Raw genomic sequence first — 25,863 nt, forward strand, 5'->3', positions numbered from 1 at the left:
CCTTCGGCCGGCCCGGCAGCGCCAGCCGGCCCACGATCGAAACCTCGGCACGGCTGCCGGGGGCAAACACCGGCGCGAAGCGCAGATCGACGGTCAGGGCGACTACCTGCCGAGCCAGCGCCACGCGCTCTTCCTCGCTCCAGCCATCGGCGTTGCGCGCAAGATAGCCGAGCGCCGCGCCGAGCCGTCGTTCCACCGCGACATCGGGCAGCGATTGCAGCAGGCGATGCACCAGCGTGCCGCGTTGCAGGGCGCGGGCGCGCAGCAGCACCGATTCGCCGGTTCGGATCGGATGGCCATCGCCGTCAGCCGGATCGGACGGGCGCAGCACGCCCGCGGCGGCGGCTTCGGGCGCGGCCGCAGCATGCAGCCAGGACGGCAGCGCAATCGGCGCCTCAGCCGTTGATGCGGTCGCGCCGGTGAGATCGGCGACGTCGTCCGGCCGCGAATAGCGCATCACCTTGCCGGCCGGCGTCTCGATCTCCTCGAGCTTGAGCCCGGAATTGGCGAGCCCCTTGGTGATCAGATCGTACCAGGAGGATTTGCGCACCGTGCTCATGTTGCCGGGCATGCAGCCGCCGACGATCAGCCGGTCGGCGGCGCGCGTCATCGCGACATAGAGCAGGCGGCGATATTCGTCCTCGGTGTCGCCGAGCATCGCCCTGCGCGCGTCGGCCACGCCGGGCGGATCCTCCGCCTTCTTGCCGGCCCATACCACGACGCCGGGCGCATTCGGCGCGGCATTGCCCTGCGGCAGATGGATCAGCCGCAGCCGCTGCGTGTCCGACGGCGAGGTCGTGGTGTCGACCAGGAACACCACCGATGCCTCGAGGCCCTTGGCGCCGTGCACGGTCATCACGCGAACCTCGTCGCGCGAAATCTCCATGTCGCGCTTCACCTCGGTGTCGGCGGCGCGCAGCCAGGCGACGAAGCCTTGCAGCGAAGCGGGCGCCTTGCGCTCATAGCCCAGCGCGAGCTCGAGGAATTCGTCGAGCGCATCGTTGGCCTCGTGGCCGAGCCGGCGCAGGATCCGCGCGCGCCCGCCGTCGCCGCCGAGCAGCCAGGCGTAGAACGCGAACGGCGTCTCCTCGGTGAAGCGGCGCTCGCATTGTTCGAGACGGCGCAGCGCGGCTGCGAATCGTTCGTCGGTCGGCGCCTGCGCGGTCAGTGCCTCGCGCAGCGAGCCGCGGCGCTGATACGCCAGCTTGAACAGATCGTCGTCGTCGAGGCCGAACAGTGGGCTCTTCAGCGCCACCGCGAGCGCAAGGTCGTCCTGCGGCAGCAGCAGCGCGTCGGCGAGGTTCATCAGGTCGATGATCGCGATGTGCTCGGTCAGCTTCAGCCGGTCGGCGCCGGCGACCGGGATGTTGGCATGCTTCAGCGCCTGGATGACAGCGTCGAAGGCGTTGCCGCGCCGTCGCACCAGGATCAGCATGTCGCCGTAGCGCAGCGGCCGCCGCCCGCCCGCGCTGCCGGTCATGGTGCCGCTGGTGACGAGGCGCTTGATCTCGGCCTGGATGCGCCGTGAAAGCTTCACCTCGGGACTCGTCACCGAGACGCCGTCGAACGGTGCGCGCCAGCCCTCGATGTCCTGGCGATCATCGGCAACCGCGAGATCCCAGAGCTCGATCAGGCTGGGACCGGCATCGGCCATCGCATTGTGGATCGGATAACCGTTCTCGACCGCATGGATGCTGCGGAAGACCTCCTGCTCGCGGAAGACATGGTCGACCGAATGCAGGATCACCGGCCCCGAGCGGAACGAATAGGTGAACGACACCGGGTCGAATTTCAGCCCGGCTTCCTCGAACCGCCGCTTCAGCTCGCGCCGGCGCAGGTCGAATTCGCGTGGCGCGGCACCCTGGAACGAGAAGATCGACTGCTTCTCGTCACCGACCGCAAACACCGTGCGCACCAGGCCATCGCGCGCGCCGGCGCCGGAGGTGAACTCCGAGATGATATGCGCGACGATGTCCCATTGCCGCGGGCTGGTGTCCTGCGCCTCGTCGATCAGCACGTGGTCGACGCCGCGGTCGAGCTTGTAATGCACCCAGCCGGAGGAAACGCGATCGAGCATCGCGAGCGTCTTGTCGATCAGGTCGTCATAGTCGAGCAGGCCGCGTTCCAGCTTCTCACGCCGGTAATGCGCGGCGGCCGCGGTCGCGATGTGGATCAGCGCCTCGGTGCGGTCGCGCGCGACCACGGCGCGGCGGCGCTCGATCAAGGGGCCGAGACGGTCGACCTCCGCTTCGAACCGGCGGCCTGCGACAGCATTCTTCTTGATGAAATTGTTGGTGACGACAGAGGCGCGCGGCGCGCGGTCGTCGGTCAGGAAGACGCCGAGATATTCTTCAACCTGGGCCGCGCCGGTAAAGGTCAGCGCGCCCCGCAGTCGCTCGGCCTGCTTCTGATCCGCCTTGCTGCTGGTATCGAGCAGCGTGGCCATCTCCTTCCAGCTTGTTCGCGGCAGGTTCGGGCCGTCGACGATCTCGCGCTCGACATCCTCAATACGAATATCGGCGGAAACGCCGAGCGCGGCGGACATCTGCGCGGCGGCAGCCGTGGCGTTGCCGGCGGCGTCGGTCCAGGCCATGAAGTGATCGCGGCTGAGGCAGGCTTCGCGCACCACCTCCTTGAAGGTGACGTCGGCCGCATTTGCCATCGCGGTCCGCAGCGCGCGGCCGATGGGACTGTCGGGAATCCGCGACGCCTCGAGGAACACCGCGAGATTGGCGCGTTCCATCATCTCGTTCTGGTCGCGGTCGTCGAGCACGGCGAAGCGCGCCGGCACGTTGGCCTCGAACGGGAACTGTTGCAGCAGGCGCGTGCACAGCGCGTGGATGGTCTGCACCTTCAACCCGCCGGGCGTCTCCAGCGCGCAGGCAAACAGTTTGCGTGCTTCCCTGCGGAGCCTCGAATCCGGATGCGCGATGCCGGCCTCGCGGATCGCCGCGTTGAGCGCATCGTCGTCGAGCGTCACCCAATGGCCGAGCGTCGTGAATACGCGCTCGGCCATGTTCGCCGCGGCAGCCTTGGTGAAGGTGATGCAGAGGATCTTTTCCGGCGGCACGCCCGACAGCAAAAGGCGGATGACGCGCTGGACCAGCACATGGGTCTTGCCCGAGCCGGCATTGGCCGAGACGAAGGTCGACGCTTTCGGATCGGACGCGCGCGCCTGCGCATCGCGCACCGCCGGCGGGATGGGACGCGCTGCCTTCACCATTCCTCGATCCCCAGGCCGCCGGCCGCGGACCATTCCTTGATGCGCGCGAGGTCGTCATAGGCGCCGTAGCGGTTCGCCCACATCGAGAGGTTCAGCGAGGTGTAGGCTTGGCTCTCATCGTCGAAGGCGCGGATCAGGGCTTCCAGCTTGCGCCGCGCGCTGTCGGCGGCTTCGTCGGGCGGCTGCGGCGTATCGCTGGTCTTGATCTTCAGCTCCAGCGAACGCTGCTCGCCCGGTGGGTTGTTGCCGCTCAGCCGGACATAGACGAGGTCGCCGACCGAGGAGTCCGCCGGGATCTCGGCAAAGCCACCCTCGCGCAGGATCGCGGCTTCCAGCGTCAGCTGCGGCGACAGGCCCATGCGCACCTGCTTGCCGGTCGGCGGCTGGCCGGTCTTGTAGTCGAGGATCGCAAAGCTGCCATCGTCACGCCGCTCGATGCGGTCGGCGCGCGCGGAAAGCACGAATGTCCTGGCATCGTCGAGGGGAATGCCGATCTCGCCGCGGATCTCGGCCTTGATCGCAGCGATACTGCCGCGCCGTGCCTGTTCCCATTCGGCGAACCACGCCGCAATGCGCTGGAAGCGCGGCCACCACAGCGCACGGGCCTCGGGCCGCTCCATCAGTGGCGCGAAATGCTTGGCCCCGATGTCGCGCAGCGCGCTCTTGATGTCGTCGGGCAGCGCGTCGGCGTAAGTTTGTGTGAACTCGCCGAGCGATTCGTGGATTGCCGAGCCGCGATCGGCCGCCGACAGCGGCATGTCGACGGGATCGAGCGGATCGAGCTTGAGGATATAGCGCGCATAGATCGTGTAGGGATCGCGCAGCCAGTCCTCGATCGCGGTCACCGACATTTTCAGCGGACGCGCCTCGCGCGGTGGCCGCGGCTCCGGCTGCGGGATCGGCTCGACCTTGGCGGGCCGGTCGAGCTCGGCGGCATATTGCACGTAGGTTTCGCCGGCCGATGTGGCGGCTTTCCAGCGCGCTTCGCCCGCAACCGCTTCAAGCCGATGCAGGAAGCGCGAGGCGACCGCCGGCGCTCCGCCGACCTTGGCGGCATGGGTGAGGATCACCTCGTCATGGCCCAGCAGCTGCGCGAAGTCGTGCGCGGAGAGGCCGATGCGCCGTTCGGGAAGATCGAGCCGGAGCTCGTGCCGCATCGGCCGGCTCAACCACGGATCGATCCGCGGCGCCGGCGGCCAGACGCCCTCGACCAGGCCGCCGAGGATGATTCGATCGGATTCGGTCAGGCGCGCTTCGAGCTGGCCGAAGATGTTGAGCTGCGCGCGCGCCGATTCCGGCCGCCGCACCATGCGGTCGGCGAACGCGGTCTGGAACACCTCGGGATAATCTGACAGCGGCGTCATCAGCCCGCTCGGCTGCTGCTTGGCAAGCAGCTCGTCGAACGCGGACGCCAGCGACGCGCCGGCGCGTTCCTCGAACACGACAGCAACGCCGTTTGGGTCGGCCGACAGCGCGATCAGCGCTTCGCGGTGGCGCGCTGCCAGTTCGGCGAAATCATACGGCTTTGACGACGCCATGCCTTCCAGCGGCGCCAGCGCTGCCTGCAACCTGGCGATCAGATCCTGCGCCTGGTTGAGCTCGTTGTCGCGCAGCCGGGCGCGCGGCTCCATGGCGTGCAGCGACGAGGTCTCGCCGCCGTGCAGCTTGACCAGTTCGGCACGGAAGCGCGCGAAGTCGCGGGCGAGGCCACCGGTTCCGGCTTGCGGCCGGGTGCCGCGCAGCAGCGCGATCTCCAGCACCTCGATCGTGCGCTTCAGCGCGCCATGCGTACCTCCGAGCCGGAACAGCGGATGCTTGAGCAGCGCGAGCAATGTCGGCGGCTCCAGCCCATTGGCTGCGGCCTCCGCGGTGAGGCGGGCGAACACGCCGGCCGGCGTTTCGATCAGCGCATCGCCGCCGGAATCGTCGAATTCCAGATTCCAGCGGGTCAGCGACGCCATCACGCGGCGTGCCAGCGCGCGATCCGGCGTCACCAGCGCGGCCGATTTGCCGAGATGCCGCGCCTCGCGCATCGCAACTGCAATGGCCAGCGCCTCCATCTCCGGGTTGGGCGCCTCGACCACGGTGAGGTCAGTCATCCCGGCGGAAATCCGCGCCACGATCTCGGGCCGCTCCAGCCGGTCGTGCCATTGTGCCGTGGCTGTCGAGGGACGCATCGTCTCCGACACCAGCACCTCGCGACCAAGCGGCGCAGGCTGAGCGAGGCTCTCGACATCGCGGCGCTTGATGCCGAAGCGGTCGAGCAGCGCGTGCATCGCGAATTGCGGGTGGTTCGACGAGGGCGGCGTCTTGAATCTGCCGTCGTCGCCGCGCTCGCCGCCGATCGTGTCCCAGCTGTCCTCGTCCAGGTCGACGTCAAGTCCGGGCAGCACCACGGCGCCGTTCGGAAGCTTCGCCACCGCGTGGAGGAATTTGGCCGTCGCCGGCATCGAGCCGGTCGAACCGGCGGCGATCACCGGACCCGTGGGATGCGCGGTCAGTCGTGCCGCTTCGGCCTCGATCAGCAGATCGCGGCGCGCCGCAGGTTCGATCCGGCTGATCTCCTTGAGGTAGTTCGGCCAGGCGTCGCGCGCGATGCGCAGGAAGTCGAGCGAGTGCTGCCAGTATTTGTCGAGCTGGTCCGGCACCAGGCGGTCGAGCGCGCGCCAGTCGACGCCGCGCGTCACCATGTCGTCCATCAGCCGCGCCAGGTCGCCGGCGAGCTGCAACGTCGAGGCCGGGCCGCCGACCACCAGCGGCGCCGACACCGGCGTCTTTGCCCAGGCCGCGACCAGATGCGCCAAGGTCAGCCGACGCTCGAGTTCGCCGAGCCGGGGCGGGATCTCCAGCGGCGCAGCGCCGCCGACGTCGTCGCCCTGGTCCGCGAAGGCAAGCTCGTCCTCGTCGATCTCGCCGAGCGCGACGATGCGCGGCAGCACCGCGGCGTCGGAATCGAGCACATCGAGGAAGATTTCACGCGCAAGCCGCCCGGCGCGGCGGGTCGGCAGATAGAGCGTGGCGTTGGCGAGCTTGGCGGGATCGTTGCGCGCCTCGAATCCCGGGACAAGCCGGCCGTCGACCAGCGCCGCGATGACGGTGCGTAGGAACGGCGCAGAAACGGGAACGCTGAAAACGCGCATGGGCTGCCTGATTCGATCAGGCGCCAATATAGGGAGCGGCGGCCGCCGTTAGCCACCCCTCACGCTCAACCGTGTCAGCTGATTATCGCAATCGGACGGGCGCAGCGATCAACGGCATCCAGGAACCAGCGCAGCGCCGGATCGTCAGTCGCGCGGCTGAGATGGATCAGGTCGATCGCGAAGGCGGGGATGTCGAGCGGCGGCACGACCACGGCAATTTCGGCGAGATGCGTGAAGAGGCGGGCGACGCGCTCGGCCATGGTGGCGACGAGATCGGTGCCTGTGACGGCGAAGGGAACGGCCACCACATGCGCCAGCGTCACGGCCACCCGTCGCTTCACTCCATGGCGCGCCAGCAGCGCGTCAATCACACTCGGCAGCCCATCGCCGCCGGCCGCCGAGAACAGCGCGTGCGGCAGGGCTGCATAGTCTTGCAGGTTCAGGCGTTCGGATTGATTGGCGCGCGCCGCATCGCGGATGCAGACGAAGCGCTCCTCGAACAGCCGGTGCCGGACCGAGCGTGGCGACTCCGGCAGGTGGCCGCCGATCAGCGCATCGAGTTCGCCGCGCTCCATTTTCGCCAGCGCCGCCGTCGCGTCGGTCAACGGACGCACCGCGAGGTCGATGTTGGGTGCCTCCATGCGCAACAAGCGGGTCAGTTCCGGCACCAGGACGAGATCACCATAGTCGGTTGCGGCGATGGTGATGCGCCGTCGCGCCGTCGACGGGTCGAAGCCCTGATCGGGCGCCAGCGCGCCCCTGATCTGTCGCAACGCTTCGCCGATCGGTCCGGCCAGTGCCAACGCCCTTTCGGTCGGCTGCATGCCTGTGCCGGCACGCAGGAACAGCTCGTCCGCAAACAATGCGCGTAGCCTCCGCAGCGCGCTGCTCATCGACGGCTGGGCGAGGCCGATGCGCTCGGCCGCACGGGTGACGTGGCGCTCCTCCATCAGCGCTTCGAAGGCGACCAGCAGGTTGAGATCGACAGCAGCTAAATTCATGACAGCAATAATGTATATAGAAATAATCGATTTCAACAATGATTTGCCCGGGCCTATGCTGGCCGGCAGGCGATGATGACGAGACCAAAAGATCTGACGCGATTGGCGAGGTTGGTGCCGAGCGGGCCGACATTGCTGATCATCGGCGTGCTGGCCGGGCTGGCTGTCCCTGCCCTGGCGGATGCCGTGCGCCCGCTGATGGCGGCGGCGATCTTCGTCCTGGTGTTCGGCACCTTTCTCCAGATCGACGGCGCGGCGTTCCGGCGCGCGTTGCGGCGGCCGCTGGTCTGGCTGCTGCTCCCCGTGCTCGCGATGCTGGTCTGCCCGCTTGCGGTCGCCTTCGCAGCGCGCGGCGCGGGATTGCAGGCCGAACTGATCGTCGCGCTGGTGCTGTCGGTCTGCGCGCCGCCGTCGAGCGGCACGGCGGCGGTCGCACGCATGCTCGGCTTCGACGCCACCATTCCGCTAGCCGTGACGCTGCTGTCGATGGCGCTGGCGCCGGTCACGGTGCCGCTGATCGCGGCGGGATTTGCCGATCTCGCACTCGATCCGCTGGCGCTCGCGACGCGGCTCGCGCTGCTGGTCGGCGGCGCCGGCGCGCTGGCGTTGCTGCTGCGCCGTCAGGCCGCTGCACGATTGGTGCAGTATTCGCGCACCATCGATGCTCTCGTGCTCGCCTCGTTACTGGTGTTTGCAATTGCCACCATGGCCGGGGTGCGTACGCAGATCGAGACGCAGCCGATCGCGGCGGCAACCTGCGTCGGCCTTGCGTTCGCCTGCAATCTTGGTTTGCAAGCGCTTGGCGCGCTGCTCACGCCGGGTCCGCTCGCCGAGCGGTTGACCACGGGCCTCGTTCTCGGCAATCGCAATGTCGGACTGGTCTGGTCGGCGATGGGTGCGGCGGTGTCGCCGATGACGGCGCTGTTCTTCGCGGCCACACAGTTTCCCATCTATATGACGCCGCGCCTGATCGAGATGCTGGTTCGGCGTGCGCGAAAGGAAGAAGCCTCACCATGAGCGAGACCATCCTGACCGAAGACCTCGCGGTTCGTTTCGCCCGTATCGCGCTCGGCCATGTCACGCGCGAATACCCGAACAAGCCGGATCACGTGCTGGCGGGGCCGCAGGATGCGCGCACGCCGCGCGAGCTGCATCCGGTGTTCTTCGGCAGCTACGACTGGCACTCCTGCGTCCACAGCTACTGGATGCTCGCCCGGTTGCTGCGCCGATATCCGGCATCCGAAGCGGCAGGCGATATCCGCGCGCTGTTCGACGCGCAGTTCGTTGCGGAGAAGATCGCGGCCGAATGCGCCTATCTGGCCGCGCCGACGGCGCGCGGCTTCAAGCGGCCTTACGGCTGGGGTTGGCTGTTGAAGCTCGCGGCGGAGCTTTCGCTGCTCGACGACGTCCGTTGGCGCGACCGGATCGCGCCGCTCGCCGAGATCTTCGCGCAGCGCTTTCGCGATTTCCTGCCGCTCGCCACCTATCCGGTGCGGGTCGGCACGCATTTCAACACCGCGTTCGGGCTACGCATGGCCGCCGACTACGCGGCAGCGACACAGGATGCGGCGTTCGGCGCGCTGCTGCGCGAGACGGCGCTGCGCTGGTACGGCGCCGACCGGGACTGCCCCGCCTGGGGCGAGCCGAGCGGCGACGATTTCCAGTCGTCCGCGCTGATCGAAGCGGAGTGCATGCGCCGGCTGCTATCACCCATCGACTTCCTGCCCTGGTTCGATCGCTTCCTGCCGCGGCTTGCGCAACACGAGCCCACGACCTTGTTCCGGCCGGCCACGGTCACCGATCGCACGGACGGCAAGCTTGCGCATCTCGATGGACTCAATCTCAGCCGCGCATGGTGCTGGCGCGCGCTGGCAGGCGCGTTGCCGGAGGCCGATGCCCGCCGCCCGATCCTGCTGGAGGCTGCGCGAAGCCATCTCGACGCCGGCCTGCCGCATATCGCCGGCGACTATATGGGAGAGCATTGGCTTGCGAGCTTCGCGGTGCTCGCGATCGACGCCGAAGCCTGAGGGCGGCGACGTTTACGCGACGCTTTCCAGGAAGGCTTCTTCCGCGGCCTGGATCGCGTCGGGGGTTCCGACATGCATCCAGACGCCGTCGAGGCGCAGACCAAACAGCCGTTCCTGTTCGTTGGCGCGATCAAACATCTTGGTCAGCGAGAATTCGCCGGCCGGAGCATCGGTGAATAGCGCCGGCGACATGATTGCAGCGCCGGCATAGACGAACGGCACCACCTGGTGCTCGCGTCGCTTGCGCAGCGCGCCATCCGGCAGCATCGAGTAGTCGCCGCGGCCGCTGTAGCCGATGCTCGAGGCGGTCGGCGCCATCAGCAGCAGGATATCCATCCGCGCCGGATCGAAGGCTTCCGCCAGCCGCGCGAGGTTGGAGCGCACGCCGTCGATCCACATCGTGTCGGCATTGAGATGATAGAACGGCGCATCGCCGAGCAGCGGCAGCGCCTTCACCACAGCGCCGCCGGTGCCGAGCACCTGGTCGCGTTCGTCGGAAATGATCACGCGCGGGCGGCTTCGGGTCTTGACGTGCTCGATGATCTGGTCGGGCAGATAATGCACGTTGACGACGGCTTCGGTGACGCCGGCGCCGGCGAGCTTGTCGAGCACATGGTCGAGCAACGGCTGACCGGCGACGCTGACCAGTGGCTTGGGCATCGTGTTGGTCAGCGGGCGCATGCGGACACCGAGGCCCGCAGCGAGCACCATGGCTTTATGGGGAGTGACGGGCATTTTACGGATATTCTCGGTCATCATCTCTCATGCGCCGATCATATCACGGCGATTCGGCAAGCACATCAATCAGACGCCATAGTCACGAGACATGACGGCCGTAAGACGGCATTAATGACGACGATGGCCTAGACGTCGGCTGCCTGCGCGCCGCGTTTGGCAGTTTTCTTCTTCTTGTCGCCTTGTTTGAGGAAGTTGACGCCGATCTGGTCGCCATTGACCCACGCCAGCTCGCAGCGGCGATAGGCCAATCCTGTGGACGACAGCAGCAGAAAGAACTCCTTCAGGTTCAGGCCCTCGACCGAGCCGTCGACGGAGAGCTTGGCGCCCGTCTCCGACACGTCTTCCATGGTGCAGTCGCGCCGCCAGGTGCCGTCAATGCCCATCATGTGCGCGGCTATGCCGCGCTCAAACGTGACACGATCGCCCTTGCGTCGTTCCGTCCCCATCGTGTGGTCCCGCTCCCGATCCGGCCGCGCCATGGATGACATGCAGCCTCCGCGACCTTAGGGGAGCCAACGCTAACAACCCGTAAACTAAGGTACTGGAGGAGGGACGTTGGCTGTGTACCAGATACGGAAGGTGGCCAGCGCCGGATGGGCCAGCGACCGTTCGAGATAGGTCCAGATCCGCGGCTGGTGCTTCAGATATTGCGGCTTGCCGTCGCGGCGATTGAGCCGCGCAAAGGTACCGAGCAGGCGGGTGTTCCGCTGCGCCGACATGATCGCATAGAGCTCGGCGAAGCCGGCGGGATCGAAGCTCTCGTCGGTGGCGCGCCGAGCCTTGATGTAGCGGGTCAAGAGCGACAGTTCGAGCTGCTCCGGCACGTCGATCCGCGCGTCCTGCAGCAGCGACACCACGTCATAGGCCGCAGGGCCGAGCAGCGCGTCCTGGAAGTCGATGATGCCGACACGCAGGATGCCGGTGCGCTCGGCAAGCCAGATGATGTTCGGCGAATGGAAGTCGCGGATCACCCAGGTCTGCGGCGCCGCGGCGGGCTTTTGCAGCAGGCCGCGCCACATCCCGAGGAATTCGGCGCGCATCTCCTCGCTTACCTGCACGCCGCGGTCGGGCAGGTACCATTCCAGCATCAGCCCGATCTCGATCAGCCAGGCGTCGATATCGAACACCGGGATGTCGTAGCTCTCATCCGATGTCAGCGGCAGCGTGCCGGGCAGCGCCTCGCGATGCAGCGCCGCCAGCATGTCGACGGCGGCCTCATAGCGCTCGGCGATCGGCTGTGGCGGATCGCCCTCGATCACGCCTTCGGCGCCGAGATCCTCGGTGATCAGGAAGCCCGATTCGAGGTCGATGTGGCGGATCGCGGGCGCAGAGAAGCCATGCTTGCGCAGGCCGTTTCCGATCGCGACGAACGGCCTGACGTCCTCGGCGAGATGCACCGCCGCGCTGTAAGGCCTGCCGTTGTAGATCGCGGGACCGTCGGGGCGACGCGGCGAGTTCATCAGGATGACGGTGCCGTCGTCGTTGCGCAGCCGCGCATAGGAGCGGGTCGAGGCATCGCCCGGCATCCGTTCGCGGCGGGCGTTGAGGTAGCCCGCGCGATCGAGGAAGTGGCGCAGCTCGTTGAGCCGCGCGACCTTCGCCGCGGCCTTGCCATGGCCGGTGATCTCGGCTGCGCGTGCGGCCGAGCCGAGCGCCGGCCGATGGCTGAACGCGATGTCGATGCGGTCGGCGGGCATCGCGTCGGGCGCACGTTCCGGCCATTCGATCAGCGCCACGATATCATCGGGCAGCGGCGACAGCCCGATCTCCTCGAGTTCGCTGGCATCGTTGATGCGGTAGAGGTCGGCGTGGACGAGCGGAAACGACGGCAGCTCGTAGCTCTGCGCCAGCGTGAAGGTCGGGCTCGGCACCTCCAGCGCATCGTCGGCGGCGAGGTAGCGGATCAGCGCGCGGGCGGCCGCGGTCTTGCCGGCGCCGAGGTCGCCCGAGAGCGTGATGACGTCGCCGGCGCCGATCAGGAGTGCGAGGTCGGCCATCAGCTCTGACGTCGCGGTTTCGTTCGCGAGCGCCACCGAGAATGTCGAGGTCGCCGTCATTCCGCGGCGTTGCGGTGTGCGGTCTGGTCGATCGGGAAGTCGCAGGTCACGGTCGTGCCGCGGCCTACGGTCGAATCGACGCGCACCCGTCCGCCATGCAGTTCGACGAAGGAGCGGACCAGCGATAGGCCGAGCCCGGCGCCGCGATGGCGCGAGCCATGGGAATGGCTCTCGAACCAGTTGAACACCTTGTCGCGCATCTCGGCTGGAATGCCGGGGCCGGCATCGGTCACCGCGAACACCACGCTGTGCTCGGTGCGGTGCGCGCTGATCGTGACGGTGGCGTCATGCGGCGAGAAGCCGACGGCGTTGGCTAGCAGATTGTAGAGCACCTGCACCACGCGCCGCTCGTCGCCGACGAAAGCGCCGATATTGGGCTCGATATCGACCTTGAGCGTGATGCGGTCGGTCGCGAGGCGATCCTGGATGCCTTCCGCAGCGGCCTCGATCGCCTGGCCGATATTGACCGGGCCGAGCTCGAGCTTCATCGCGCCGGCGTCGATGGTGGCGAGGTCGAGAATGTTGTTGGTCAGCGCCAGCAGCGCATTGGTCGATTTGGTGACGTAGTCGAGATATTCGGCCTGCTTCGGCGTCAGCGGCCCGGTCGAGGGATCGCTGAGGAAATGCGCGAAGCCGATGATGGTGGTGAGCGGTGCGCGCAGCTCGTAGGAGACGTGGTGGACGAAATCCACCTTCATCTGGTCGGCGGTTTCCAGCGCCTCGTTGCGCTCGCGCAGCGCCCGCTCGACATTCTCGGTGTCCGAGATGTCCTGGAAGGCCAGCAAGGTCTTGCCGTCGGGCAGCGGGATGGTCATGCAATTCAGCACGCTGCCGTCCTTGCGCTCGAGCTTGAGCGCGACCTGGGCGCGGTTCTCGATCGCGGTGATCTGCTCGCGCAGCGTTCGCCAGGTCAAGGCGTCGTCGAACAGCGGCCTGCACAATGCTTCCACCGCCTCGATGTGCGGTTCGTCCTGCAGCGCGTCGGCCGGCAGCTTCCACATCTTGGCGAATGGCGGGTTGAACAATTCGGCGCGGCCGTTGCTGCCGAACACCGCGACCGCTTCACTGAGATTGTCCAGGGTCTCGCGCTGCACCCGGGTCAGGCGGTCGTAGCGGCGGGCGAGGTCGAGGCTCTCGGTGACATTGTCGAACAGATAGGTGACGCCGCCTTCGAGGTTCGGTGTGGTGACGACGCTGATGGCGCGGCCGTCGGGCAGGAACCAGGTGTAGGTCTCGGCTTCGACAGCGCGATAGGCCTCGTGCAGCTTGGCCTTCCAGGCACGGAAATCCGGCTGCTCGGGCAGCTTGCGGTTGGCGCGGAGCCGGTCGAGCACGCTGGAATCGTCGGGATTGCTGTCGAGGAAGGCCTGGTCGAGGCCCCACAGCCGCCGATAGGATTCGTTGTAGAAGGTGAGCCGCCGGTCGGCATCGAACACCGCGACGCCCGAGGACAATTGGTCGAGGGTACGCCGGTGCGCTTCGATCATTCGCGCGATCGCCGCGCGCAGCGCCGCGGCCTCGCTGGCGTCGATCGCGATCCCGGCGCTGCCGCCGGAGAGCTTCAGCGCCTGCACGTCGTAGATCCGCCGCTCGCCGCTGACCACGATCGGCAGCCGCGCGGCATAATTGGCATTGTCGTTCAGCGCGCGGGTCAGTTCGGTGCGCTGGTCGCTTTCGAGCAGTTCGAGATTGCGCTGGAGCGCATCCGACACGCTCTTGCCCTCGGTGGCGCGGACATAGGCCGCGTTGGCATAGCGCAGATTGCCCTCGAGGCTCTTGGCCCAGATCGGCCATGGCGCGGCGGCAGCGAAATCGCGCAGCAGCTCGGTCTCCTCCTGCAGCGTCTTGTAGCGCAGGTTGGATTCGGCAAGCTCGCGGCGCAGGCCGCCGAGCTCGCGGATCCGCACGATGGCTTGTCCCCCGATCGCGCGGCCCATCGCCTCGATCGCGCGGCCGGCCGAGGTCGAGAGGTTGAGCAGGAACGCCTCGCCCTTCTCGCGCAGCGCGTCGACGGCGTGGTCCATCTGCAGCGCCGGCTCGGGCGGCAGCCAGGTTCCGAAGGCGAGGACGCGTTGCGGCGAACTCTCCTGCGACATCACCAGCGAGATGTCGCCCGAGATCTGCGGCCGGTTGTCACCCGCGGCCCAGGAGATCAGGACCTGCGGCTCGACGAACAGCAGCGCGCGCAGCCGGTCCGATTGCGCTTGCAGATCGGTGATCTCGGACTGCAGCTGCTCCTCGGCCCTCGTCGCCCGCAAGCGGGTGCGCATCAACAGGATGGCGGCGACGGCGGAGAAACCGACCAGCGCGAACGACGTCGCGAGAACCGCGATCTCCTGGTGGTTGAAGCCGAGGTGATCCGACAGCGCCTGGGCCACCAGGCTCTCGGCGGCAAACGAATTGCGGGCCGGCAGCAACGCGGTGATGGCGAGCCCAAGCATGCCGTCGCGCGCCAGTGAGGTGCATGACAGCAGGGTTCGACGCATTGCCGCGACTACGCCCGACATATGTTGCCCCAGAACGCACAAACCTTAAGGCATGATCCGGAAAAGAGGAGACCGGTGTTCCCTCACGGCAAACGTATGACGTTTGTCCGGGGATCATGCCCAAGCAGGACCCGACAGCCCGACGAAGACCCCCCGTCGCGCTCGAATCAATCCAGAATAATCCCAACGGGACTCGGCGAGTAAGAGTCCAGACCGTGAACGCAGAATCCGCTGTGAAAAAATGCGGCCGGCGATGTGGATTTTACGCGAATTGACTCCGTATTCGTGCGGAGGGCGCGCTCGAAGCGTGATCGGCCGGAGGCGTCCGCACACTTCTCAAGTCGGGACGGTGCTGCGCTCCCTCTCCCCGTTCTTACGGGGAGAGGGTTGGGGTGAGGGGCTGTTTCAGCGAATGCGAGCTGCGTTTGCGGAGGCTCCCCCTCACCCGGAACGCATCTAACGATGCGTCATAGCAGAAGCCCTGCTTCGGCGTTCTTGAGAACGGCCGCCGAAGGCGGCCTGTGCCTCTCCCCGCAGGCGGGGCGAGGTAAAGTGGAGCCCGTTACTCTAGCGCCCGGTCGAGCCGAAGCCGCCGCTGCCGCGATCGGTGGACGACAACACCTCGACCGGAACCAGCTCGGCCCTTGTGACCGGCGCGATCACCATCTGCGCGATCCGCTCGCCGCGCCGGATCGAAAACGCCTCCTGGCCGTGATTGATCAGCAGCACGTTGATCTCGCCGCGATAGTCGGCATCGATCGTGCCGGGCGAGTTCAGCACGGTGATGCCGAATTTGGCGGCCAGCCCGGAACGCGGCCGCACCTGCGCCTCGTAGCCGGGCGGCAGCGCGATGGTTAGTCCGGTCGGAACCATCTCGTAGCGGCCCGGCAGCAGCAGCAGCGGCGCCGACCGCGGCACCGCGGCCAGCAGGTCGAGGCCGGCCGCGTCGGCGGTCTGATAGATCGGCAGCAGCAGATCTGCGCCATGCGGCAATTGGTGGACTTCGACCTTGATGGTGGCGCTCACGATGCGGTTCCTACTTCTCGTGCGATCCGCGACACCAGCGCGGTCGCGACTTCTTCCTTGGTCATCACAGGCCAGGAATCGACGGTGACGTCCTTGCCCTCGCGCGAGAGCAAATGAACGGTGTTGCGGTCGCCGCCCATCACGCCGGTCGCCGGCGAGACGTCGTTGGCGACGATCCAGTCGCAGCCCTTGCGCGCGAACTTCGCCTTGGCGTTCTCGATCAGATGCTCGGTCTCGGCGGCGAAGCCGATCACCAGCGGTGGCCGCTTCTCCTTCAGCTTGGAGATCGTCGCGAGGATGTCGGGGTTCTCGACCAGTTGCAGCGGCGGCATGCCGGCCGCGGTCTTCTTCAGCTTCTGGCTGCCTTCGGTGGCGACCCGCCAGTCGGCGACCGCGGCGGCAAAGATTGCGACGTCGACCGGCAGCGCGGCCTCGACCCGGTGCAGCATGTCGCGCGCGGACTCCACGCGCATTACCGAGATGCCCGGGGGATCGTCGAGATCGACCGGGCCGGTCACCAGCACCACCTCGGCGCCGGCGGTGCGCGCGGCGGCCGCAATGGCAAAGCCCTGCTTGCCGGACGAGCGGTTGGCGATGTAGCGGACCGGATCGATCGCCTCATGGGTCGGGCCGGCCGTGATCAGCACCCGCTTGCCGGCGAGCGGACGCGGCTGCGGCGGCCGCAGCATGCGATCGGCTGCGGCGGCGATCTCGACAGGCTCGGCCATCCGCCCGACGCCGGCCTCGCCGGCTTCGGCCATCTCACCCGCATTGGGGCCGATGGTGTGGACGCCGTCACGGCGGAGCTGCAGCACGTTGCGGCGGGTGGCCGGGTTGTTCCACATCAGCGGGTTCATCGCCGGCGCCAGCAGGATCGGCTGGTTCGCCGCCAACAAAGTGGCGGTGGCGAGGTCGTCGGCATGGCCCTGCGCCATCTTGGCCATCAGGTCGGCGGTCGCCGGCGCCACCACGATCAGATCGCAGTCTCGCGCCAGGCGGATATGGCCGGCATCGAATTCGCTCTCGGCGTCGAACAGGTCGGTGTAGACGCGCTCATGCGACAGCGCGCTGGCGGCCAGCGGGGTCACGAATTGCTGGGCCGCCTTGGTCAGCACGCAGCGGACCTGGATGTGCCGCTCCTTGAGCCGCCGGATCAGATCCAGCGCCTTGTAGGCCGCAATCCCGCCGCCGATGATCAGGGTCACCTTGGGCTCGCCGGCCGCGCTGGCGGGCCGCGGAGCAGGGGCTGTAACCGTCACGGAACCCGATGTGGGCGTCTCCGTGGGCTCCGCACCGCCCCCTGCAAGCTCCCGGAGGATCACCCGGACCTCCTCTTCAACTGAGCGCCCGTTCTTGGCGGAGCGCAGCCGCAGATAGGCCTTCAGGGTGTCGTCGAGTTTGCGGATGGTCAGGCTGGCCATGGCGTGCCCTCAGACATCATGCTCAATCAAGTGTGATAGCGATGCTATCACATGGTGCATGCATTGCAATCAGTGTGCCCGGATCGCGAAAAAGATCGCGATGGAGGCGATCGCAATGACCCAGAGGCCGACGGTCTGCACCCGCGCCTTGCGGGCCTCGGCGCGGGCCATTTCGTCGATCGAGTCCGACGACAGCATGTGGCCCTCCCGGGTCATGGTCTCGAGCTGCTCGAGCACCGTCACGGCACGGTTGGCAATCGACGGCAAATTGGCGAGGACGCGACCGAGTTCGCCCGCGCCCGATATCGCGCCCTGGATGCGTCCGGCGGGCCCGAGATTGTGCGTGATCCATTCGCGCACGACGGGATCGGCGATCTTCCAGATGTCGAGCTTGGGGTCGAAGCCGCGCGCCACGCCCTCGACCACCACCATGGTCTTCTGCAGCAGGATCAGTTCGGGCCGCGTCTGCATGTCGAACAGGCCGGTGACCTCGAGCAGAAGCGTCAGGAGCTTCGCCATCGAGATTTCCTCGGCGGTGCGATTGTGGATCGGCTCGCCGATGGCCCGGATCGCCTGCGCGAAATTCTCCACTGAATGATGGCCCGGCACATAGCCGGCCTCGAAATGCACCTCGGCGACGCGGCGATAGTCACGGGTGATGAAGCCGAGCAGGATCTCGGCCAGGAAACGCCGCTCCTTCATCCCGAGCCGGCCCATGATGCCGAAATCCACCGCAACCAGCCGGCCGGTCTCGTCGAGGAACAGATTGCCCGGATGCATGTCGGCATGGAAGAAGCCGTCGCGCAGCGCGTGGCGCAGGAAGCTCTGGATCACCTTGCGGCCGAGATCCGGCAAATCGACCTGGGCCTGCGCGAGGCGGGCGTGATCGTTCAGCGCAATGCCGTCGATCCATTCCATCGTCAGCACGCTGTGGGCGGTGCGATCCCAATCCACCGTGGGCACGCGGAAGTCCGGATCGTCGCGGGTGTTCTCGGCCATCTCGGACAGCGCGGCTGCTTCCAGCCGCAGGTCCATCTCCATCGCGACCGAGCGCGACATCGTGTTGATGACTTCGATCAGCCGCAAGCGCCGGGCCTCGGCGGAATGCGCCTCGGCCTTGTGCGCGACAAAGAAGAAGTCGCTGAGGTCGCGGCGGAAGCGCGCGGCGACGTTGGGCCGGAGCACCTTGACCGCAACCGGGTGCCGCACGCCGTCGCGCTCGATCTCTGCGCGATGCACCTGCGCGATCGAGGCGGCGGCGACCGCAGGCCCGAGATGGGCAAAGGCCTGCGAGAGCGGCCGTTCCAGCGATTGCGTGATGACGGTTTCGGCCTCTTCCTGCGCGAACGGCGGCAGCCGGTCCTGCAGGCTTTCGAGGTCGCGCGCCATCGCCACGCCGACCACGTCGGGACGGGTGGCGAGGAATTGCCCGAGCTTGAGATAAGCGGGCCCGAGCCGGGTCAGCGCGCGCGACAGCCGTGGACCGGACTTGGCGGTGCGGCGCTCGATCAGTCGCGCCATCTTCAATGCGAGTTGCCCCGGCGGCGGCACCAGCGCGGGATCGACGACGCCGAACACGCCCTCGCGCGCGAACACGAAACCGGCGCGGGCAAGGCGCGCAATGTGGGTCAGTGCAGAGATCACAAACGCCAGCCCGAATGCAGCGCCACGATGCCGCCGGAGAGGCTCTGCCACTTCACGCGTGCAAAGCCGGCGGCGCCGATCATCTCGGCGAACGCGCTCGGCCGCGGGAATTTGCGGATCGACTCGACGAGATATTGATAGGACTCGGCGTCGCCGGTGACGGCGCGGCCGAGCGGCGGGATCACCTTGAAGGAGAACAGATCGTAGATCTTGTCGAGGCCCGGCACGTCGACGGTGGAGAATTCCAGGCACAGGAAGCGGCTGCCGGGCTTGAGCACCCGATAGGCCTCGCGCAGTGCGAGGTCGATCTGCGGCACGTTGCGGATGCCGAACGCGATGGTGTAGGCGTCGAACGCGCGATCGGCGAAAGCCAACGCCTCGGCATTGCCCTCGACGAACGAGACGCGGTCATCGAGATGCTGCCTGGTGGCGCGCTCGCGGCCGACGGCGAGCATGTCGGTATTGATGTCGCAGACGGTGGCATGGAAGCCGGTGCCCGCGGCCTTGGCGGCCCGGAACGAGATATCGCCGGTGCCGCCGGCGACGTCGAGCAGCGCGAACGGCCGGTCGCCCTTCGGCGGATCGAGCGTCGTGATCATGACGTCCTTCCAGGCCCGGTGCAGCCCGACCGACATCAGATCGTTCATCAAGTCGTAGCGTGACGCCACGCTGTGAAACACGTCGTTCACCAGCGTCTGCTTCTCGCCCAGGGGCACGTCCCTGAAGCCGAAATGGGTGGTTTGATCCGGCCGATCCATCAACTCACACTCTTACCTTTTGGTCGCGTTCTCTTCACGCGAACCGGGGCCCGCTTCGCTCGAAAACGCTCCAGCCAAACCATAGCGCGGCGGCCGCAATGGCGCTATCACGTCACTTCCAAAAGGTGAATGCCTGCCATGCCGGAATTACCCGAAGTCGAGACCGTCCGCCGCGGCCTGCAACCGGCCATGGAAGGGTCCAAAATCCTCAAGGCCGAGGCCCGCCGCAAGGATTTGCGGTTTCCGTTTCAAAAAGACTTTATCGCCCGGCTCGAGGGCCAGACCATCACCGGGCTCGGCCGCCGCGCCAAATATCTGATGGCGGACCTGAACTCCGGCGACGTGCTGCTGATGCATCTGGGCATGTCGGGCTCGTTCCGCGTGCTGAAGCAGGAGGGCGCGGCTACGCCGGGACAATTCCACCATCCGCGCAGCGACGATCGCGCGCATGATCACGTCGTGTTCCACATGTCCTCGGGCGCGGCGGTCGTGTTCAACGATCCCAGGCGGTTCGGTTACATGAAGATCATCGCCCGTAAGGCGATCGAGGATGAGCCGCTGCTGAAGAGGCTAGGTCCCGAGCCGCTCGGCAATGAGTTCGACGCGACGATACTGGCGCGCTCCTGCCATAACAAGAAGACCAGCCTGAAGGCGGCGCTGCTCGATCAGCGCGTGGTGGCGGGGCTTGGCAACATCTATGTCTGCGAGGTGCTGTTCCGTTCGCATCTGTCGCCGCGGCGATTGGCCGCGACGCTTGCGACCAAAAAGGCCGAGCCGACCGACCATGCCAAGCGGGTGGTCGATGCGATCCATTCGGTGCTCAACCAGGCGATCAAGGCCGGCGGTTCCTCGATCAGCGACCATCGGCTGACCAACGGCGATCTCGGCTACTTCCAGCATTCGTTCCAGGTCTACGACCGCGAAGGCGAGACGTGCCGCACGTCGGGCTGCGAGGGTATCGTCAGGCGCTTCACCCAGAACGGCCGCTCGACGTTCTGGTGCCCGAAGTGCCAGAAATAACAACAAAGGGAGTGCGAATTCATGAGCGGCAATTGGCGCGACCGCACCGCGGCAAGTTTTCAATGTGAAAAGCAGCCGGCCAGCAGCAGCCGCGGCATGGTGGTGAGCAATCATCCGTTGGCATCGAGCGCGGGCGCCGAGATGCTGGCGGCCGGCGGCAATGCGATCGATGCGGCGATCGCCACTTTGTTCACGCTGACCGTTGTCGAGCCCATGATGGTCGGCATCATCGGTGGCGGCATGGCGCATATCCGCCTCGCCGACGGCAGCCATCGCTTCATCGACGGCCAGAGCACGGTGCCGCAGGCGGTGAAGCCCGATACCTACACCTCGAAGCCCGGCTCGGCTCATGACGTGTTCGACACCGTCGGCAACGAGAATTTGAACGGGCCGAAGGCGGTCGCGGTGCCGGGCTCGCTGAAGGCCTGGTGCGAAACGCTGCGCCGTTTCGGCACCATGAGCCTCGCCGACGTGATGCAGCCCGCGATCAAGCATGCGGCGCGCGGCTATGCGGCGACGCCCTATCTGCACGAATGCATCACCGACGGCGCCGAGGAGATGCTGAAGGACAAGCCGATCTCGGCGATCTATCTGCCCAACGGCACGCCGCTGAAGCCCGGCGAGCGCGTGGTGCAGGCGGAGTATGCCGAAACGCTGAGATACATCGCCGATCACGGCGACAACGCGCTCTACCAGGGGCCGCTCGGCGATATCCTGGTCGACTACATGAAGAAGAACGGCGGCTTCATCGCACAGGAGGATCTTGCAACCTACAAGACCGTCGAGCGGCAGCCGATCCGCTGCGACTACCGCGGCTGGGAAATCCTCGGGCCCCCGCCGCCCGCGGCGTCAGGCGTGCACATCACGGAGATGCTCAACATCCTCGAAGGCTATGACATCGCACAGCTCGGCTTCGGCACGACCGAGACGATTCATTGCCTTGCCGAGGTGCTGAAGATCGCCTTTGCCGACCGTGAAGCCGCGAGCGGCGATCCCGCCTATATCAACGTGCCGGTGGAGCGGCTGACCTCGAAGGCCTATGCCGAGGAGCGCCGCCGCGCGATCGATCCGGACCGGGCGCAGACGTGGAGCGCCGGCGTCACCCAGCTCGAAAGCGCGCACACCACGCACATGACCGCGGCGGATGCGATGGGCAATGTGGTCGCGACCACCCAGACCATCAACAATCTGTTCGGGGCCAAGATCCTGATCCCGGGCCTCGGCACCGTCCCGAACAACTATATGAACCTGTTCGATCCGCGGCCGGGACACGCGCTGTCGCTGGCCGCAGGCAAGCGCGTCACCACCTCGATGTCGCCGATGATGGCGCTGCGCGACGGCAAGCTTGCTTACGCGCTCGGCCTGCCCGGCGGAAAGCGCATCTTCCCGAGCGCGATGCAGGCGCTGATCAATTTGATCGACCACGGCATGAGCCTGCAGGAGGCGGTCGAAGCGCCGCGGGTCTGGACCGAGGGCAATGCGCTCGAGGTCGAGCAGGCGGTGCCGGAGACCGTCCGCGTTGCGCTGTCCGCCAAGGGCCACAAGGTACAGGTGGTGCCGACTGTGGCCGGCGGCATGAACGCGATCCAGTTCCACGCTGATGGCACGATGTCAGGTGCGGCCTGCTGGCGCGCCGACGGCACGCCGGTCGGCATTGCCGGTGGCTTGGCCCGTTCCGGGGTGCGGTTTGCGTTGGGGTGACGCGGAGACTCTCTCCGATCGAGAGCCATCTCCATCGTCGTCCCGGCGAAGGCCGGGACCCATAACCACAACCCGTCATTGTTACGCGCTGCTGAAACAACGAGTCCCGCCTACAACGCCTGCTGCGGCGTATGGGTCCCGGCCCCCGTGCGCAATTGCGCACTCGGCCGGGACGGAGAGGACAGAACCCGGTTACTTCCTGACGCAGATCACGCGAACCACGGCGGCCTTGGCATCCGCCGATTCACCCGCCGCGGTGACGGCATGCGCCTTCAGAAAACTGCGCACCGTATCGGCAGGCACCAGCGCGGCCTGCGCCGGTGGTGCCGCGTTCGCGGGGCCCGCGACGATGACGGGTTTCAGCAGCGCGATGCCGGCAAACTTGCCGCCACCGTCGAGTGCTGCCGCGCCGGAGAACCCGAGCGCAGGCGGTGGTGACAGCGCCTGGTCGCCGCCGCCGAGTTGCGCCACCGAAGCCTTGACGCTGCTCGCGGCCGCGCCGCCGCCCTGGTTCTGCGGATCGGCGATGCCGGTGATGTCGAGCGCGGTCTGCGTCGCCTGGCCTGCGATGCTGAGCGGCTTCAGCCCGCGCGCCCCATAGATGCGCAGCAGAGCGAGATCATGTTCCTTGTCCTCGGCGACCCGGTCGGCATTGCCGTAACCCGGGATCGTCAGCGCGATGCAGTCGTTGGTCGCGACGCGGTCAGTTATGATCGCGCCATCATCGCTGACCACGACGCCGGTGGCATATTCGACCGTCTTGCGCGGCGGCGGGCCGGCCTGCACGCCCGTCGGAAATGCGTTGAAGGCGCTCGACATCGCGATCACCACCGGCTCGACGGTGGTCTGCATCGCCTGGTCATAGAGGATAGTGAGGATGCGCACCTCGTCGCCCTTCAAGGTGCCGCGCAGATAGAACTTCTTCAGCCCCTGCATGCCCGACAGCACGAAGAAATCCGGCTTCACCACGGTGTAGTCGATGGTGCGGCCGGCCGGCTCCTTCTTCTCCTGCTCGGCAACCTTTGCGGTGGTCGGGCTCGCTTCCTTGCGCCGGGTCAGCAGCACCTGAACGGTGGCGGTGGGTGAAGTCCATTTGGCGCCGGAGGCATCGCTGGTGAGCTGCGGCACCAATTTTGTGGGAATGCCGAGCCGCGCTCCGGTGGCAGGTTCGGTAACGATGCGCCAGCCGACGCTCTCCTGCTTCCGCCGCGCGGTGTCGGCGAGCACGCCGCGCTCCTGCGGGTTCAGCACGCCGGTCGGCTTGCCGCCGCGGTTCTTCTGGAATTCCTTGATCGCATTGACCATGCGCTCGCTGACGTCGCCGGTAATCGCGCCGTTATATTCGCCGACCCAGGCGAGGTCGGATTGCAGCGCCAGCCGCTCGGCCTGCGCCATCGCGCCCGCGGTATCTTCCGGTTTCTGCAAAGCGGGGCGAACCGGCACCGTCGTCGCCGCTTTCGGCTTGGCCCCGGCCGTCGTCGGCGGCGTCAACTGGGCGTGCGCCGCGCCTACAGCCGCGACGATCAATGTTGCCGAAAGCACCAATCTCATGACAAATCCGGGGAAATGACTGAAACCATTGACGTCCACGCAATTAAGCACATCTGCTTGGTCGGCAACAACCGCGCTCCGGTTCAGGGAACAGCGCGCAGGACATCATCATGCTGAGTGCTGACGAACTCGAACGCTACGCCCGCCACATCGTGCTGCGCGAGGTGGGCGGCCCGGGGCAGAATGCGTTGAAGCAAGCCTCCGTGCTGGCGATCGGCGCCGGCGGCCTCGGTGCGCCGGTGCTGATGTATCTGGCTGCCGCCGGCGTCGGCCGGCTCGGCGTAATCGATGACGATATCGTCTCGCTGTCCAATTTGCAGCGCCAGATCATCCATACGACATCCGATATCGGCAAGCGCAAGGTCGACAGCGCCGCGGCTCAGATCCACGCGCTCAATCCGCATGTTGCTTTCGAGGCGCATCCGATGCGGCTCACTGCCGGCAATGCGCTGGGGCTGATTGCGAATTACGATCTGGTGCTCGACGGCTCCGACAATTTCGAGACCCGCTATCTCGTCGCCGATGCCTGCTTCCTTGCGAAGCGGCCGCTGATCACCGCGGCGCTGGGCCAGTTCGACGGTTCGCTGACCACGATCCGCGCGCACGAGAAGAATGCGGAAGGGGTGTTCAACCCGACCTATCGCTGCCTGTTCCCGGAGGCGCCGCCGCCTGGCACGGTGCCGGCCTGCGCCGAGGCCGGCGTGATGGGCGCACTCGCCGGCGTGCTGGGATCGATGATGGCGCTGGAGGCGATCCGCGAGATCGTCGGCTTCGGCGAGGGCCTGGTCGGCCGTCTGCTGATGGTGGACACGCGCGCGATGCGGTTCGAAACCCTGCGCTACGCGCGCGATCCGCAGAACCCGCTCAATGGTGATGCCCCCGCTATCACCGATCTGAGCGGGCATCTGTAGAGCATGATCCGGAAAAGTGTGACGCGGTTTTCCTGCGACAAACGCGAAGCGTTTGCGCTGAGATCATGCTCAAAAAAAGAAGCTAAGGCGCGAGGCGTCGCGCCTTAGAGGTTAAGACGCCGTCGCGGACTTCTCGCTATCCATGTGCCGGAGATCCGGATAACGTCCGCCGGCGGCAGCGCCGGGCGGAAATGCCTCGGCGAGTGCGGCAAGATGCGCCGCGGTCAGTTTCACATCGAGCGCGCCGAGTGCTTCGGTCAGGCGCTCGCGGCGCCGCGCGCCGACCAGCGGCACGATGTCCTTGCCCTGCGCTGCGACCCAGGCAATCGCGACCTGTGCCGGCGAGGCGCCGATCTCGCCGGCGATGACACGCAGCCGATCCGCCAGCGCGAGGTTGGTGTCGATGTTGCCGGCCTGGAAGCGCGGGCTGAGCAGGCGGGAATCCTTTGCACCGACGCGGTCCTTCGACCAGTGCCCGCTGATCAGCCCGCGCGCCAAGACGCCATAGGCTGATATGCCGATGCCGAGCTCGCGGCAGGTGTTCAGGATGTCGGTCTCGATGCCGCGCGACACCAATGAATATTCGATCTGCAGATCGGCGATCGGATGCACCTTGTGCGCGCGACGGATGGTGTCGGAGCCGACCTCCGACAGACCGATATGCCTGATCCAGCCGGCCTTGATCATGTCGGCCATCGCGCCGACGGTGTCCTCGATCGGCACGTTGGGATCGAGCCGCGCCGGGCGGTAGATGTCGATGTGATCGACGCCGAGCCGCCGCAGCGAGTAGGCGACGAAATTCTTCACGGCGACCGGGCGGCTGTCATAACCGTGGAAGCCGTAATTGCGGTCGCGCAGCGCGCCGAACTTGACGCTGATCACGAGATTGGCGCGGCTGCGGCTCTTCAGCGCCTCGCCGATCAGCATCTCGTTGTGGCCCATGCCGTAGAAGTCGCCGGTATCGAGCAGCGTGATGCCGGCATCGAGCGCGGCATGGATCGTGGCGATGCTCTCGCTGCGGTCGGTCGGGCCGTAGAAGTCGGACATGCCCATGCAGCCGAGCCCGATCTGCGAGACCGTAGGGCCGGTGGAACCGAGTTTGCGTGTGTCCATGATGAAGTTCCCAAAGCGTGCCGGCGGACGATCCGCCGGCAAATGA

General features: G+C 66.9%; 18 protein-coding genes. 5 read left to right on the forward strand and 13 right to left on the reverse strand.

The annotated features are described in order from the left end of the window. The 3 genes from addA to FNJ47_RS22150 all read right to left on the reverse strand — a co-directional run. The coding region (gene addA / locus FNJ47_RS22140) for a double-strand break repair helicase AddA (protein WP_163156852.1) at positions 1 to 3,223 on the reverse strand (3,223 nt) is incomplete at its 3' end. Then, the gene (addB, locus tag FNJ47_RS22145) at positions 3,217 to 6,363 is read right to left on the reverse strand and encodes a double-strand break repair protein AddB (protein ID WP_163156854.1); all 3,147 of its coding nucleotides are present in this window, start codon (positions 6,361 to 6,363) and stop codon (positions 3,217 to 3,219) included. The genes addA and addB, both read right to left, overlap by 7 nt. Before the next feature lie 74 nt (positions 6,364 to 6,437). After that, positions 6,438 to 7,400 (reverse strand): LysR family transcriptional regulator, encoded by a 963-nt coding sequence (locus tag FNJ47_RS22150; RefSeq protein WP_236000039.1) that lies wholly within the window; start codon positions 7,398 to 7,400, stop codon positions 6,438 to 6,440. A 39-nt stretch (positions 7,401 to 7,439) separates the two neighbouring features. Between FNJ47_RS22150 and FNJ47_RS22155 the strand changes: the two genes are divergently transcribed. Next, entirely contained in the window at positions 7,440 to 8,381 is a 942-nt protein-coding gene (locus FNJ47_RS22155) for a hypothetical protein (protein WP_165445805.1), read from the forward strand. After that, positions 8,378 to 9,391: a DUF2891 domain-containing protein gene (locus FNJ47_RS22160; RefSeq protein ID WP_163156856.1), complete on the forward strand. Its 1,014-nt coding sequence runs from the start codon at positions 8,378 to 8,380 to the stop codon at positions 9,389 to 9,391. Before FNJ47_RS22155 ends, FNJ47_RS22160 begins: the two co-directional genes overlap by 4 nt. A 12-nt stretch (positions 9,392 to 9,403) precedes the next feature. On the opposite strand, the gene FNJ47_RS22165 is transcribed toward FNJ47_RS22160, so the two are convergent. The 8 genes from FNJ47_RS22165 to ubiE form a co-directional block, all read right to left on the reverse strand. Beyond that, positions 9,404 to 10,126, reverse strand: coding sequence for a nucleotidyltransferase family protein (locus FNJ47_RS22165; RefSeq protein ID WP_163156890.1), 723 nt, complete (start codon positions 10,124 to 10,126; stop codon positions 9,404 to 9,406). Positions 10,127 to 10,254: 128 nt separating this feature from the next. Then, positions 10,255 to 10,575: a PilZ domain-containing protein gene (locus FNJ47_RS22170; RefSeq protein WP_163156892.1), complete on the reverse strand. Its 321-nt coding sequence runs from the start codon at positions 10,573 to 10,575 to the stop codon at positions 10,255 to 10,257. 87 nt (positions 10,576 to 10,662) lie between these two features. Then, positions 10,663 to 12,186, reverse strand: coding sequence for a tRNA (adenosine(37)-N6)-threonylcarbamoyltransferase complex ATPase subunit type 1 TsaE (gene tsaE / locus FNJ47_RS22175; RefSeq protein ID WP_163156858.1), 1,524 nt, complete (start codon positions 12,184 to 12,186; stop codon positions 10,663 to 10,665). Then, positions 12,183 to 14,693 (reverse strand): sensor histidine kinase, encoded by a 2,511-nt coding sequence (locus FNJ47_RS22180; protein ID WP_163156860.1) that lies wholly within the window; start codon positions 14,691 to 14,693, stop codon positions 12,183 to 12,185. Before FNJ47_RS22180 ends, tsaE begins: the two co-directional genes overlap by 4 nt. 546 nt (positions 14,694 to 15,239) lie before the next feature. Further along, positions 15,240 to 15,698: a dUTP diphosphatase gene (gene dut, locus FNJ47_RS22185; RefSeq protein ID WP_163156862.1), complete on the reverse strand. Its 459-nt coding sequence runs from the start codon at positions 15,696 to 15,698 to the stop codon at positions 15,240 to 15,242. Further along, positions 15,695 to 17,119 (reverse strand): bifunctional phosphopantothenoylcysteine decarboxylase/phosphopantothenate--cysteine ligase CoaBC, encoded by a 1,425-nt coding sequence (gene coaBC, locus FNJ47_RS22190; RefSeq protein ID WP_163156864.1) that lies wholly within the window; start codon positions 17,117 to 17,119, stop codon positions 15,695 to 15,697. Before coaBC ends, dut begins: the two co-directional genes overlap by 4 nt. 69 nt (positions 17,120 to 17,188) lie before the next feature. After that, positions 17,189 to 18,763 (reverse strand): 2-polyprenylphenol 6-hydroxylase, encoded by a 1,575-nt coding sequence (ubiB, locus tag FNJ47_RS22195; protein WP_163156866.1) that lies wholly within the window; start codon positions 18,761 to 18,763, stop codon positions 17,189 to 17,191. Next, positions 18,760 to 19,521, reverse strand: coding sequence for a bifunctional demethylmenaquinone methyltransferase/2-methoxy-6-polyprenyl-1,4-benzoquinol methylase UbiE (ubiE, locus tag FNJ47_RS22200; RefSeq protein ID WP_163156868.1), 762 nt, complete (start codon positions 19,519 to 19,521; stop codon positions 18,760 to 18,762). Before ubiE ends, ubiB begins: the two co-directional genes overlap by 4 nt. 138 nt (positions 19,522 to 19,659) lie before the next feature. Between ubiE and mutM the strand changes: the two genes are divergently transcribed. Both mutM and ggt read left to right on the forward strand, forming a co-directional pair. After that, positions 19,660 to 20,541, forward strand: coding sequence for a bifunctional DNA-formamidopyrimidine glycosylase/DNA-(apurinic or apyrimidinic site) lyase (gene mutM / locus FNJ47_RS22205; RefSeq protein ID WP_163156870.1), 882 nt, complete (start codon positions 19,660 to 19,662; stop codon positions 20,539 to 20,541). 21 nt (positions 20,542 to 20,562) lie between these two features. Then, positions 20,563 to 22,242, forward strand: coding sequence for a gamma-glutamyltransferase (gene ggt, locus FNJ47_RS22210; protein WP_163156872.1), 1,680 nt, complete (start codon positions 20,563 to 20,565; stop codon positions 22,240 to 22,242). 192 nt (positions 22,243 to 22,434) lie between these two features. On the opposite strand, the gene FNJ47_RS22215 is transcribed toward ggt, so the two are convergent. After that, positions 22,435 to 23,793, reverse strand: a complete 1,359-nt coding sequence (locus FNJ47_RS22215; RefSeq protein ID WP_163156874.1) for a serine protease — start codon at positions 23,791 to 23,793, stop codon at positions 22,435 to 22,437. A 110-nt stretch (positions 23,794 to 23,903) separates the two neighbouring features. Here FNJ47_RS22215 and FNJ47_RS22220 point away from each other — a divergent pair, with 110 nt between their 5' ends. Next, positions 23,904 to 24,704: a HesA/MoeB/ThiF family protein gene (locus tag FNJ47_RS22220; protein ID WP_163156876.1), complete on the forward strand. Its 801-nt coding sequence runs from the start codon at positions 23,904 to 23,906 to the stop codon at positions 24,702 to 24,704. Positions 24,705 to 24,815: 111 nt separating this feature from the next. Here the strand turns inward: FNJ47_RS22220 and FNJ47_RS22225 are convergent, their stop codons facing one another. Then, a complete protein-coding gene (locus FNJ47_RS22225) occupies positions 24,816 to 25,817 on the reverse strand; it encodes an aldo/keto reductase (protein WP_163156878.1) in 1,002 nt (333 codons plus the stop codon). Between the last annotated feature and the right edge of the window lie 46 nt (positions 25,818 to 25,863).

The organism is Bradyrhizobium uaiense (assembly GCF_010811875.1).
GTDB classification, from domain to species: Bacteria; Pseudomonadota; Alphaproteobacteria; order Rhizobiales; family Xanthobacteraceae; genus Bradyrhizobium; species Bradyrhizobium uaiense.

Bases quoted from the DNA above. Each gene is read 5' to 3' on its own strand.
- addB (WP_163156854.1), bottom strand. From the start codon at position 6,363: ATGCGCGTTTTCAGCGTTCCCGTTTCTGCGCCGTTCCTACGCACCGTC.
- FNJ47_RS22155 (WP_165445805.1), top strand. From the start codon at position 7,440: ATGACGAGACCAAAAGATCTGACGCGATTGGCGAGGTTGGTGCCGAGC.
- FNJ47_RS22160 (WP_163156856.1), top strand. From the start codon at position 8,378: ATGAGCGAGACCATCCTGACCGAAGACCTCGCGGTTCGTTTCGCCCGT.
- FNJ47_RS22165 (WP_163156890.1), bottom strand. From the start codon at position 10,126: ATGCCCGTCACTCCCCATAAAGCCATGGTGCTCGCTGCGGGCCTCGGT.
- FNJ47_RS22170 (WP_163156892.1), bottom strand. From the start codon at position 10,575: ATGGGGACGGAACGACGCAAGGGCGATCGTGTCACGTTTGAGCGCGGC.
- tsaE (WP_163156858.1), bottom strand. From the start codon at position 12,186: ATGACGGCGACCTCGACATTCTCGGTGGCGCTCGCGAACGAAACCGCG.
- FNJ47_RS22180 (WP_163156860.1), bottom strand. From the start codon at position 14,693: ATGTCGGGCGTAGTCGCGGCAATGCGTCGAACCCTGCTGTCATGCACC.
- coaBC (WP_163156864.1), bottom strand. From the start codon at position 17,119: ATGGCCAGCCTGACCATCCGCAAACTCGACGACACCCTGAAGGCCTAT.
- ubiE (WP_163156868.1), bottom strand. From the start codon at position 19,521: ATGGATCGGCCGGATCAAACCACCCATTTCGGCTTCAGGGACGTGCCC.
- mutM (WP_163156870.1), top strand. From the start codon at position 19,660: ATGCCGGAATTACCCGAAGTCGAGACCGTCCGCCGCGGCCTGCAACCG.
- ggt (WP_163156872.1), top strand. From the start codon at position 20,563: ATGAGCGGCAATTGGCGCGACCGCACCGCGGCAAGTTTTCAATGTGAA.
- FNJ47_RS22215 (WP_163156874.1), bottom strand. From the start codon at position 23,793: ATGAGATTGGTGCTTTCGGCAACATTGATCGTCGCGGCTGTAGGCGCG.
- FNJ47_RS22220 (WP_163156876.1), top strand. From the start codon at position 23,904: ATGCTGAGTGCTGACGAACTCGAACGCTACGCCCGCCACATCGTGCTG.
- FNJ47_RS22225 (WP_163156878.1), bottom strand. From the start codon at position 25,817: ATGGACACACGCAAACTCGGTTCCACCGGCCCTACGGTCTCGCAGATC.